The following is a 12,331-nucleotide window of genomic DNA, read 5'->3' as shown; positions in this document are numbered from 1 at the left end:
CAACTAAGCGAGCCTGCGAGCCCACAACAACTAAGCGAGCCTGCGAGCCCACAACAACTAAGCGAGCCTGCGAGCCCACAACAACTAAGCGAGCCTGCGAGCCCCTCTGCCAAACCTATGAAAAAGAAAATACCAAATGTCTCACAAATCCCTTAAAGCCAGACAGGACCATCTCTCCCAGCCCAAAACTCAACTGGAAATTCTCAGTAACGGAATTTTTAAGGAGGGAGAATTGCCTTATTTTAAGGATAAAATCGCCAAAACCGGGCATTTCCCGCTTAAACCTAAAAAACTGGAAATTCTTCAGCTTAATTTAGGCTATATGTGCAACCAGGTATGTTCGCACTGCCACGTTGATGCGGGGCCAGATCGCAAGGAAATTATGACCCGCGAAACTATGCAGCAGTGTTTGGAGGTTATTAAAAGTACTTCGGCGCATACGCTCGATCTCACAGGAGGCGCCCCCGAGATGAATCCCGATTTCAGATGGTTTGTTGAAGAAGCCTCCAAAGCAGGGATTAAAGATTTTATCGTTCGTTCGAATCTAACCATCATTCTAGCCAATAAGAAATATCACGACCTACCCGAATTTTTCAGGAAATACAGGGTACATGTAGTCTCCTCCCTTCCTTTTTACAAAAGAGAGAAAACCGATAAACAGAGAGGCAGCGGAGTTTTTGACAAGTCTATCAAAGCCCTCCAAATGCTTAATGACGTTGGTTACGCCCAACCCGGCACAGGTTTGAAATTAGATTTGGTTTACAATCCCGCAGGAGCCTTTTTACCCAGCAACCAGGCCGCGATGGAAAAGGATTTCAAAAAAGCACTAAAGGAAGATTTTAATATCGATTTCGACAACCTGTTTGCCATAACCAATCTTCCAATAAGTCGGTTTTTAGAATATTTGATCGCTTCTGAAAATTATGAAGACTATATGCACGAACTCGTGAATGCCTATAACCCTGCGGCTGTAGAAAATGTGATGTGTACCAATACGATTTCGGTGAGCTGGGATGGCTGGTTGTACGATTGTGATTTCAACCAGATGCTGGAACTCAAGGTAGCCTCGAAATCTCAACATATTAAAGATTACAACGAAACTTTGCTGCAAGACCGGGAAATCGTAATTTCACAGCATTGTTACGGGTGCACAGCCGGGGCCGGTAGTAGTTGCCAGGGGACCGTAGCCTAATATTTAATTTTTCCGAAGTTTGAATTCCAGAGATCTTCTCCTCATCTTTACTAAAAATCCGAAACCCGGCAGGGTGAAAACCCGGCTCGCTGTTGATATTGGCGATCAAAACGCGCTGAAGTTATACCGGTATTTGCTTCAGCATACGATGGAAGTAACTAAAAAGCTTCCGCAGGAAAAATGGGTTTTTTATTCTGATGAAATTCCCGAGAAAGATATCTGGGACGAGAAACATTTCAGCAAAAAATTGCAACAGGGAAACGACCTGGGTGAAAGAATGCAAAATGCCTTTGCTGAAGCTTTTCAGCAAAATTACCAGAAAGTGATCATCATAGGCTCTGATCTTTATGATCTGCAAACCGGGGATTTGAAACAGGCCTTTAGAAAACTTGATGAAAGCGATGTAGTGATTGGCCCGGCCAGGGATGGAGGTTATTATTTACTGGGAATGAAGTCCCCACACAATGCGCTTTTTCAAAACAAAAAATGGAGCACAGCCAGAGTACTTGAAGACAGCCTGGCCAACTTAAAAGATAAAAAAGTAATACTTCTGGAAGAACGCAACGATATAGACTGCGTAGCCGATATCCCAAATCTTCCTGAATTCAAAACATATTTTCAATGATAAAGGAGTTAAATGAATCTGTAGATTATCTCAAATCCAGAGGTTTTGGCGAACCCGAGTTGGGCATCATCCTGGGAACCGGACTCGGAAAATTGGTAGATGAACTCGAAATTGAAGTCGAAGCCAGTTATAATCACATTCCTTATTTTCCCACAGCTACCGTCGAATTTCACAAGGGAAAACTTCTCTACGGAAAACTTGAAGGCAAACAGGTAATCGTAATGCAGGGCCGGTTTCACCATTACGAAGGTTACAGTCTAAGCGAAGTAACCTATCCCGTGCGGGTTATGAAGCGCCTGGGAATAAAAAAACTACTGGTAAGCAATGCCTCGGGATCTGTAAATCTCGATTATAAAAAAGGAGAGTTAATGTTACTGGATGATCACATTAACCTCATCGGCGATTCTCCGCTCGCCATTTTTGGTGTGGAAAGACTTGGCGAACGCTTCGTCGATATGAGCAGGCCTTACAATCCCGAAATGAACAGCATTATTGAAAAAGCTGCCAAAGAGCAAAATATCAGACTTCATAAAGGAGTTTACGCAGCCGTGTTGGGGCCCCAATTAGAAACCCGGGCCGAGTATCGAATGCTAAAAATTCTGGGCGCCGACGCCGTGGGTATGAGTACCGTACCAGAAGTGATCGTGGCTAACCACCTGGGTATCCCGGTATCGGCAATTTCGGTAATTACCGATGAAGGCGACCCCGATAACCTCGAACCGGTAAACATTCAGGATATTATAGAAATGGCTAAAAAAGCAGAACCCGATATGATCAAACTTTTTAGGGAGGTGATAAAAAACGTATAAATTGGAGCATACCGTCATTATAGGTAACGGCATAGCAGGGATCACCTGCGCTCGTCATATCAGAAAAAATTCTGATATGCGAATCACCGTGATATCTGCCGAGAGCGACTATTTCTTTTCGCGCACGGCATTGATGTACGTTTATATGGGCCATATGAAGTGGGAACATCTCAAGCCATACGAAGATTGGTTTTGGGATAAAAACCGCATCGAATTAAAACAGGGTTGGGTTGAAAAGATAGATTTTCAGCAAAAACGACTACATTTTTCTTCCGAAGAAACTTTGAATTATGACAAGCTGGTGCTGGCCACCGGTTCGGTCTACAATAAATTTGGCTGGGAAGGCGAGGATTTAATGGGCGTGCAGGGATTGGTTAGCAAACAGGATTTAGAGCTGCTGGAAGAAAACACTCCAAATTGCAAAAAAGCAGTAATTGTAGGCGGCGGCCTTATAGGGGTAGAACTTGCCGAAATGCTAAGCACCCGAAATATCGAGGTAACTTTGTTGGTACGCGAAAAGGCTTTCTGGCAAAATATACTTCCCCTCCAGGACGCCGAAATGATTTCGGCGCATATTCGTTCTCACGGCATAAATCTTAGGCACGAAACAGAACTCGACAAGATTTTGCCAGATGAAAATGGAAAGGTTCGGGCTGTGGTGACCTCAAGTGGAGAGGAAATCGAATGTCAACTTGTGGGTCTCTGCGCCGGGGTGCGTCCCAATATCGATTTTTTAAAAAATTCAGAGCTTGAAATGGAGAGGGGAATTTTGGTGGATGAAAAGCTGCAAACTAACCTGGAAGATGTTTATGCCATTGGGGACTGTGTTCAATTAAGACACCCACAACCTGGCCGGAAGGCTATTGAAGCGGTTTGGTATACGGGAAGAATGATGGGCGAAACCCTGGCAAAAACGCTTACAGGAACTCCAACTCCCTACCAGCCGGGAAACTGGTTTAATTCGGCTAAATTTTTTGATATTGAATATCAAACCTATGGCAGGGTTTCGGCCGAACCGGGCAGGGATGAAAAACAATTTCACTGGCAGCACCAGGATGGCACAAAAGCAGTAACTTTTGCCTTTAATCCTGAAAACCAAAAATTTCTCGGAATCAACACTTACGGAATTCGTATGCGTCACGAGATTTTTGATCGCTGGTTAACAGAAAATCGCAACATAGGCTTTGTGCTACAACACCTGGAAAAGGCCAATTTTGACCCGGAGTTTTATACCCGCTATGAAAAGCAGATTTTTGAAAGTTTTAAAACAGACCTCACAGGTCTTGGAGACCTGTGAGGTCTAAATACTTTTTAGAATGAAATATGAGCCAATAATCGCAGGAAGGTATTACCATATTTATAATAGAGGTAATAACAATCAACATATTTTCTTTGAAGAAAAAAATTATGATTATTTCATTCAATTAATGATAAAATACATAATTCCGGTAGCAGACATATATGCTTATTGCCTCATAAAAAATCATTTTCATATTTTGCTACGAACCAGGGAGGATATTCAGGATGTTTTTATTTCAAAAGCTTTTTCAAATTTATTTAATGCATATGCAAAAACAGTAAATAAAGCTTATAACCGAAGTGGAAGTCTATTTCAGGATCGATTTAAACGGAAAATAATCGAAAACGAAAGTTATCTTAGAAATTTAATTCTGTATATTCATTTCAATCCTCAAAATCATAATTTAATAGAAGATTTCCGTGCATATAAATATTCCTCTTATTCTAAAATAATAAATAGGGAAGATTCATTTTTATGCAGTGATGAAGTGATTAGTTACTTTGATGATATAGTGAATTTTTCTAAGGTTCATTATCAGAAACAGGATAATCTTGAATTTCTAAACGATAGAGGTTTTCTCTTTGAATAAGCACAGACCTCACAGGTTTTGAAAACCTGTGAGGTCTAACATAAATATATGAGCAAATTAGAACGAAATATGTCCCTTGCGGGGGAGCCGCCGACAGGTCTAAGCTTAATTCAAAAACTGGCTTCAGGCATAGGTCTGGCTGGCCTGTTTATCCTGGTACTTGCCCTGGCCAATGTGAGTTTTCCTAACAAAAGCCTCTTTTTAATCCTTTCTTTAGGATTAATGACAGCAGGAACCGTAATTTTTTCCCGGGATCTCTATAAAAACACCCACCCCGGAATTAAAAACGATGGCCTGTGGTTTAAATCTATGACCAACAGGGGTCTCTGGGCCTGGATAACCGGGATTGCGCTTACCCTGTTCTACATCGTTTTATACTGGTTTCCAGAATTTTTAGGCCTTAACGAAAATGGCCCGAATACCGGAGTGATCTCACTTTTTGACCCTTTAAGCAAAATCTTAAATGGAAATCCAGCCAGCCAATGGTTTGTCTACGGGACTTTATACACCCTGGCCATTTTTATTTTCGGTTATAAATTCATTCTGAAATACCGCCATAACCGCTATGAGGTTCTGCGTACTTTTTCGGTGATGTTTTTTCAACTGGGATTCGCGTTTTTAATCCCTGAAATCCTGGTTAGGCTTAATCAGCCTTATTACAATCCCGCCAATATCTGGCCGCTTAATTACGATCTTTTTGCCGATTATAAGATTAACGAATTTCTTTCGGCAGGAAATCTGGGGGTGGCGATGCTGGTTTTTGGACTTTTAGCCATCTTCGTGATCACTCCAATTTTAACCTATAAATACGGAAAGCGTTGGTATTGCAGCTGGGTTTGCGGCTGCGGAGGCCTGGCTGAAACAGCCGGGGACCCCTACCGTCATCTTTCAGATAAATCGCTTTTCGCCTGGAAAGTTGAACGCTGGGTGATTCACAGCGTACTGGTTTTCGTCACCGTGATGAGCATTGCCGTGGTCTATTCTTTTCTGAATGATAACGCCGGCAGGTTTTGGCTAAGCAAAGATGTATTTCTCTGGGGCTCGGCCGCATTTTTAACCTTATTATTCGGACTCATCTGGTTTTTTAAACGGGATCAACTGGAAAAGGACGCACGCTATGGGGCCATTGGCTACCTGGTGATTATACTTTCTATCATTTCGATCAACTACTTCAGCTGGAATAATAATATTTTCTTTTTCCCGGGCTACCAATTGAGAATGTGGTACGGTTTTCTCATTGGCGCAGCCTTTTCCGGGGTAATCGGGGTAGGTTTTTATCCCATTTTCGGAAACCGGGTATGGTGCCGCTTTGGGTGCCCAATGGCAGCCATCCTGGGAATGCAGCAACGACTTTTCTCAAAATTCAGAATTACCACCAATGGCGGGCAATGTATTTCCTGCGGAAATTGCTCCACCTACTGTGAAATGGGAATCGATGTGCGGGCCTATGCTCAAAAAGGCGAAAATATTATTCGCTCCAGCTGTGTTGGCTGCGGAATTTGTGCTGCAGTTTGCCCGCGGGGAGTATTAAAACTGGAAAACGATAGCCCGAATGGCCGAATTAATTCTGAAGAAGTTTTAATGGGAAATGAGGTAGACCTTTTAGATTTGCTGAACCAGAAGACCAAATAAATGCCCCCAATCATTAAAGTTATCATCCCCGCCTATAATGAAGAAGCTTCTATAGGCAAGGTGATTAATGAAATCCCGGAAATCGTTGATGAAGTGATCGTGGTGAGCAATAACTCGACCGATGCTACCGAGGCAAATGCCAAAGCTGCCGGTGCCACGGTACTTTCAGAAAAAAGAAAAGGTTACGGCTATGCCTGCCTCAAAGGGATCAATTATGTCGCAACTCAAAACCCAAAACCCGATATCATAGTATTTCTAGACGGGGACTACAGCGATTATCCCGAAGAATTGAACAAAATAGTGGCTCCGATCATAGACGAAGACCTGGACCTGGTAATCGGTGCCCGCGTAAAAGAATTGCGCGAAAAAGCTTCGATGACTGGTCCGCAGATTTTTGGCAACTGGCTGGCTACGTCTTTGATGAAATTATTCTTCAATGCCCGTTTTACCGACTTGGGACCTTTTCGGGCAATAAAATACGACAAACTCCTGGCGCTGGAAATGGAAGATAAAACCTATGGCTGGACGGTTGAAATGCAACTCAAAGCCCTTAAAAAAAAGTATTCCTATTCCGAAGTTCCGGTAAAGTATAAAAACCGCATAGGCATTTCAAAAGTTTCAGGCACGGTGAAAGGTGCTATCTTTGCGGGAGTGAAGATTCTGGGCTGGATCTTTAAATACAGTTTTAAGTAATGGCGCTTGCAATTCTCATCATATATTCCCTGGCATTGCTGGTAATTTTTCTTTACAGCCTCTCCCAGCTACAGCTACTTATCAACTACCGAAAAGCAAAAAATCAGGCCGATTCTTCCAATAAATTCGACTTAAGCAATCCTGAACAAATTCCTGCCGTTACTATTCAATTACCGCTTTACAATGAACTTTACGTGGTAGAGCGGCTGCTGGAAAATATTGCGGAAATCGACTATCCCAAAAACAAACTGGAAATCCAGGTCCTGGACGATTCTACCGACGAATCGGTCGCGATCATTGCTGAAAAAGTGGAGCGTTTAAAAAAGTCTGGGTTTGATATCACCCATTGTCGGCGGGAGTCGAGAACGGGGTTTAAGGCGGGTGCTTTAAAAGAAGGTCTAAAAACTGCCAAGGGCGAATTCATCACGATCTTCGATTCCGATTTTTTGCCAAAAAAAGACTGGCTTTTACAAACCGTCCCCTATTTTAAAGATGCTGAAATCGGCGTGGTACAAACCCGCTGGGCGCATATTAACCGGGATTATTCCTGGCTTACGAAAATTCAGGCATTTGCGCTCGACTTTCATTTTATTCTGGAGCAAACCGGAAGAAATTTCGGAAGGCATTTCATCAATTTTAATGGCACGGCCGGAATTTGGCGAAAAGAGTGCATCCTGGATGCCGGCAACTGGAGCGGCGATACTCTCACCGAAGACCTTGACCTGAGCTACCGCGCCCAGCTCAAAAACTGGAAATTCAAATACCTGGAAGATGTGGAAACTCCCGCTGAACTTCCGGTGGCTATAAGCGCAGCCAAATCTCAACAATTTCGCTGGAATAAAGGCGCAGCTGAAAATTTCAAGAAAAATTATAAAAAACTGCTTTGGGATAAAAAGGTTTCTTTCAGCACCAAGTTCCACGGATTTTTCCATTTGCTCAATTCCAGTATGTTTTTAATTGTGCTGTTGCTGGCAATTTTGAGTGTACCCGTACTTTACATAAAAAGTCAAAATGCAGACTTGGGCTGGTATTTTAATTGGTTAGGAATTTTTCTGCTAAGCAGCCTTATCTTTTTCTTTTGCTACTATGCGGCCTGGGAAAAAATTCACGGCGGCGGTTTCAAAAGTTTGCTGAAATTTACCGGGATGTTTTTTAGTTTCTTTTCCATAGTGATGGGCTTTTCGCTGCATAATTCTATTGCGGTGCTCGAGGGTCATTTCGGAAAAAAATCGGAGTTTATTCGCACCCCGAAATTCAATCTCAAATCGCCCAATCAAAACTGGAAAAACAATAAGTACCTGGGCCCGAATTTCAGTCCGCAATTATTAATAGAATTCGGCCTTTGGGTGTATTTCGGGTTCGGACTTTACAGCGCTTTTATTTTAAAGGATTTTAGCCTGGCCATCTTTCATTTGATGTTGTTTATTGGGTTTGGGTTTGTGGTATTTAAATCGATTAAAATCTAAAAAGCTGATGTCAGGTCGAGCGCAGTCGAAATCCTTTTCGGGTCGAGCGCAGTCGAGATCAATGTCAGGTCGAGCGCTTCCGATAGCTATCGGAACGAGACCTTAATTTAGGTAAAAGTGATAAATTCAAATAATGAATGAATTTCTAAAAATCCACCGCTTCAGCCTGCTCATCGCCCTAGCCGGCATTGCCTTCTATTTTTCTTTCGCCTACCAACTCGACCGCAGTGACTTTATAAAATTAATCGGCCTTTACGGCGCATTGTTCTTTATGAGTTTCAGGCTAATTCAGCTGGAAAAGATCAATTTTTGGTTTCTGGCCGGTTTAGGGCTGCTGTACAGGCTTATTTCCCTTTTTGCCCTGCCCAACCTCTCCCAGGATTTTTATCGCTTTATATGGGACGGAATGTTGATTTTGGAGGGATTTAACCCTTACTTAAGTACTCCTACTGAACTTATCGGCAATTTTCAGGGAATTTGGGTGGAATTATACGAGGGAATGGGAGACCTCAGCCAGCAAAATTATACCAGCTACCCGCCGGTAAATCAGTTGATCTTTGCTATTTCTGCTTTTTTAGGCGGAAAATCTATTTTAGGTTCGGTGATCGTGATGAAAATTCTCATTATCCTGGTCGATTTCGGAACGCTTTTCTTCGGAAGGAAACTGCTTCAGAATTTTGGCCTCCCAGCGCATCAAATTTTTTGGTATTTCCTGAATCCTTTTGTCATCATAGAACTCACCGGGAATTTGCATTTTGAAGGCGTGATGTTGTTTTTTATGATTTGGTCACTGTATTTGCTTCAGCAGAAGAAATGGCTGCCAAGTGCAATTGTATTCGGAATTTCAGTTTCGGTCAAACTGCTTCCGCTTATTTTTTTGCCCTTGTTGTGGAATTACTTCAGAAAAAAAGAGGGCTTAAAACTTCAAAAATTGGCTTTATACTATTTGACAGTTGGCGCGATTGTAATTATCACTTTCCTGCCTTTTCTCTCTTCGGAAGTCATCTCGAATTTTTCGAACAGCCTGGGCCTCTGGTTTCAAAAATTTGAATTTAACGCCAGTATTTATTACCTGATTCGCTGGATTGGTTTTGAAATTAAAGGTTACAACATCATTGCAACTGTGGGGAAAATTCTTCCGATTATCGTGATTCTTATCATCCTGGGCTTAGCGTTTTTCAGAAGGAATCAAAACCTGCAAAATCTTATCGTTTCAATGCTTTTTGGGATTACAGTTTATTTTTTCCTTTCTACTACCGTACATCCCTGGTACCTGGCAACGCCTTTATTGCTATCGGTTTTTACCAAATTTCGATATATGATTTTATGGTCAGGCCTGATATTTCTCAGCTATTTTGCTTATTCCAGTCCTGAGGTTGAAGAAAATTTCTGGCTTCTCGCTGTGCAATACCTGGCCGTTAGTGGATATCTTCTTTACGAAGTTCTTCAAAAGAAGGCTTCTGCTCCTGCTTATGAATAATGAACAGGTTTCTGATATAAATTACACTTCCGAAGAAATGAGCCGCTAATAGAACGGGATCTTTTCTGAAAATCCCATAGGTAAAGATCAGGGCCGAGCCGGTTAGGCTTATGATCCAGAACTTTCTGGTAAGATCAGACTCCTGGGTTCTTTCGGCGTGAATCCATTGATAGATAAACCGGGAAGTATACACCAATTGACCAAAGATTCCCAGAACGATAAGCCAGGTAGAAAGGTTTTCGCCTTCAATGAAATCGGTCCAACTTAAACTTCCGAAGAAAACGAGGTAAAGACCTATTAAAATGGGCATTGCGATTACTGCAATTTTAAAGATAAGCCGGGTTTTCTTCCACTCCCCCTGCAATTGTAGATTTCTAAAATAGCCGCCATAAATCAAAAACTGACCTAACATTATTGGGATATCCTTACGCAAATAGCCGTAAATAAACAGCAAGATCGCCCCGAGTAAGCTCAATTTCCAGAAGAGGCTGGGGGTTTGAATTTTTTTAGCTTTTTCAGATTTTATCCATTGGGTGATGAGTCGGGCTGAAAATAACAGCTGTGCAAAAAATCCTATTCCATAAACTATCCAGTCTCCCATAAGCAACAATAAAAAAAGCTGTTTCAATATTACATGAAAATGCGATTGAAACAGCTTCGACTTATTATAAAGCTATGTTATAATTACATATCGAGTAAATAGGCAAAAACAAGCGGCGCCACGATGGTAGCGTCACTTTCGATGATATGTTTAGGTGTATCTATATCGAGTTTACCCCAGGTGATCTTTTCGTTAGGCACCGCCCCTGAATATGACCCGTAGCTGGTGGTAGAATCTGAAATCTGGCAGAAATAGCTCCAAAATGGGGTATCGGTTCTTTCCATATCCTGGTACAGCATTGGCACCACGCAAATTGGGAAATCTCCGGCTATTCCTCCTCCAATCTGGAAGAAACCAATTCCGTTTTTGGAATTATCGGTGTACCAGTCGGCAAGGAAAGTCATATATTCAATCCCCGATTTCATTGTGCTGGCCTTAAGTTCGCCTTTTAGCACATAGCTGGCGAAAATATTACCCAGGGTACTGTCTTCCCAACCGGGAACCACCATTGGCAGATTTTTCTCTGCAGCGGCGTACATCCAGGAATCTTTGATATCTATCTCGTAGTGTTCTTCCAGGGCTCCCGAAAGCAATAGTTTGTAAAGAAATTCGTGAGGGAAATAGCGCTCGCCTTTTGCTTCGGCATCTTTCCAAATTTCAACAATTTTATGCTGAATTCTCCTAAAGGCTTCTTCCTCGGGAATACAGGTATCGGTCACCCGGTTTAGACCTTTTTCAAGCAGGTCCCACTCCTCTTTGGGCGTAAGATCGCGGTAATTAGGCACTCGCTTGTAATGTGAATGAGCCACAAGGTTCATCACATCTTCTTCGAGGTTAGCCCCGGTGCAGGAGATGATATGCACCTTATCCCGGCGAATCATCTCGGCAAAGATTTTTCCCAGCTCGGCGGTACTCATCGCCCCGGCAAGAGAAACCAGCATTTTTGAACCGCCCTGAAGCTGCTTTTCATAATCTTTAGCAGCATCTACCAGTGCGGCGGCATTAAAGTGTAAATAATATTTTTCTATGAATTGCGAAATCGCTCCTTTACTCATCTTCGTCTTCGTCGTTATGATTTAAATATTTGAATTTATAGCTTAACATTTTGTAGTATAACTTGGCCGCCAGGAAATCGGAAGATTTCTCATTTTCATTCGGGCATAGCTCTACGATGTCAAAACCAACCACATTCTTTTTCTTGAACATCAGTTTTAGAAACTCCAGGGTTTCGTACCAGAAGAGTCCGCCCGGCTCGGGAGTTCCTGTAGAAGGCATAATTGAAGGATCGAAAGCATCCAGGTCTATGGTTATAAAAACGTTGGGAGTCATTTGCCCAATAGCATCATCCATCCAGTCTTCATAAAGATCGTGTGCAAAATACACCTGGTTCTCGTCCATATGATCCATTTCTGAAATATCCATAGACCGAATTCCTACCTGAATAAGGTTGGCCTTTTTGCTGGCCTCATGTACGGCACAGGCGTGGTTACATTTTGAACCTTCATACTCGGGCCGAAGATCGGCGTGAGCATCGATTTGCACTACGGTGAGATCTTCAAAACTTTCGTTGAAGGCTCTTATCGTACCAATAGAAACCGAATGTTCCCCACCAAAAATGGTGACGAATTTTTCCTGCTTAATGTAGTTTTTTACGGTTTTGTGAACCGCCTCCACCATTTTTTCGGGAGAAGAATTCTCGGTTACGGGAGGAGCAAGATATACTCCTTTTTTGTAAACCTCACTTCGGGTTTCAATATCGAAAAGTTCCATATTCTCTGAAGCTGCTAAAAAAGCTTCAGGGCCTTTATCGGCTCCTTTTTGCCAGGTGCTTGTACCATCGTAAGGAACAGGAATCAATACCACTTTTGCATCGTCTATACGAGCATATTTATCGGGTATCCCGGCGTAATTCTTTTTGTTCATTTTAAAAGTTGATTGATTAAG

The 12,331-nt window shown here is 42.3% G+C and carries 12 protein-coding genes; 9 read left to right on the top strand and 3 right to left on the bottom strand.

Translation table 11 applies throughout. The features are described from left to right. Window positions 1–136: 136 nt before the first annotated feature. The 9 genes from arsS to ACW6QP_RS03040 all read left to right on the top strand — a co-directional run bounded on the left by arsS (window position 137) and on the right by ACW6QP_RS03040 (window position 9,786). Entirely contained in the window at window positions 137–1,192 is a 1,056-nt protein-coding gene (gene arsS / locus ACW6QP_RS03080) for an arsenosugar biosynthesis radical SAM (seleno)protein ArsS (RefSeq protein WP_457909366.1), read from the top strand. Between the two features lie 19 nt (window positions 1,193–1,211). After that, window positions 1,212–1,817 (top strand): TIGR04282 family arsenosugar biosynthesis glycosyltransferase, encoded by a 606-nt coding sequence (locus ACW6QP_RS03075; protein ID WP_457909365.1) that lies wholly within the window; start codon window positions 1,212–1,214, stop codon window positions 1,815–1,817. Continuing rightward, window positions 1,814–2,626 carry a purine-nucleoside phosphorylase gene (locus ACW6QP_RS03070; protein WP_457909364.1) on the top strand — a complete coding sequence of 271 codons (813 nt, stop codon included), beginning with the start codon at window positions 1,814–1,816 and terminating at the stop codon, window positions 2,624–2,626. Before ACW6QP_RS03075 ends, ACW6QP_RS03070 begins: the two co-directional genes overlap by 4 nt. A gap of 1 nt (window position 2,627) precedes the next feature. After that, window positions 2,628–3,923: an NAD(P)/FAD-dependent oxidoreductase gene (locus tag ACW6QP_RS03065; RefSeq protein WP_457909363.1), complete on the top strand. Its 1,296-nt coding sequence runs from the start codon at window positions 2,628–2,630 to the stop codon at window positions 3,921–3,923. 19 nt (window positions 3,924–3,942) lie between these two features. Continuing rightward, window positions 3,943–4,515 carry a transposase gene (locus ACW6QP_RS03060; protein ID WP_457909362.1) on the top strand — a complete coding sequence of 191 codons (573 nt, stop codon included), beginning with the start codon at window positions 3,943–3,945 and terminating at the stop codon, window positions 4,513–4,515. 48 nt (window positions 4,516–4,563) lie between these two features. After that, window positions 4,564–6,147 (top strand): 4Fe-4S binding protein, encoded by a 1,584-nt coding sequence (locus ACW6QP_RS03055; protein ID WP_457909361.1) that lies wholly within the window; start codon window positions 4,564–4,566, stop codon window positions 6,145–6,147. Then, on the top strand, window positions 6,148–6,840 hold the full coding sequence (locus tag ACW6QP_RS03050; RefSeq protein WP_457909360.1) for a glycosyltransferase family 2 protein: 693 nt from the start codon (window positions 6,148–6,150) through the stop codon (window positions 6,838–6,840). Then, the gene (locus ACW6QP_RS03045) at window positions 6,840–8,306 is read left to right on the top strand and encodes a cellulose synthase family protein (RefSeq protein ID WP_457909359.1); all 1,467 of its coding nucleotides are present in this window, start codon (window positions 6,840–6,842) and stop codon (window positions 8,304–8,306) included. The genes ACW6QP_RS03050 and ACW6QP_RS03045 overlap by 1 nt, the downstream gene beginning before the upstream one ends. 133 nt (window positions 8,307–8,439) lie before the next feature. Beyond that, window positions 8,440–9,786 (top strand): glycosyltransferase 87 family protein, encoded by a 1,347-nt coding sequence (locus tag ACW6QP_RS03040; protein WP_457909358.1) that lies wholly within the window; start codon window positions 8,440–8,442, stop codon window positions 9,784–9,786. Here ACW6QP_RS03040 and ACW6QP_RS03035 read toward each other — a convergent pair. The 3 genes from ACW6QP_RS03035 to speB are packed head-to-tail and all read right to left on the bottom strand — an operon-like array spanning window position 9,725 to window position 12,310. Continuing rightward, complete coding sequence (locus ACW6QP_RS03035) at window positions 9,725–10,414, bottom strand: lipid-A-disaccharide synthase N-terminal domain-containing protein (RefSeq protein ID WP_457909357.1); 690 nt, start codon at window positions 10,412–10,414, stop codon at window positions 9,725–9,727. The genes ACW6QP_RS03040 and ACW6QP_RS03035 overlap by 62 nt on opposite strands. A gap of 56 nt (window positions 10,415–10,470) precedes the next feature. Continuing rightward, window positions 10,471–11,442 carry a deoxyhypusine synthase family protein gene (locus tag ACW6QP_RS03030; RefSeq protein WP_457909356.1) on the bottom strand — a complete coding sequence of 324 codons (972 nt, stop codon included), beginning with the start codon at window positions 11,440–11,442 and terminating at the stop codon, window positions 10,471–10,473. Next, window positions 11,435–12,310 (bottom strand): agmatinase, encoded by an 876-nt coding sequence (gene speB, locus ACW6QP_RS03025; protein WP_457909355.1) that lies wholly within the window; start codon window positions 12,308–12,310, stop codon window positions 11,435–11,437. The genes ACW6QP_RS03030 and speB overlap by 8 nt, the downstream gene beginning before the upstream one ends. Window positions 12,311–12,331 lie beyond the last annotated feature (21 nt).

This window comes from Salegentibacter haimaensis, assembly GCF_054121495.1.
Note: the sequence above shows the minus strand (reverse complement) of the source record. Positions and strands in the feature narration are given on the sequence as shown.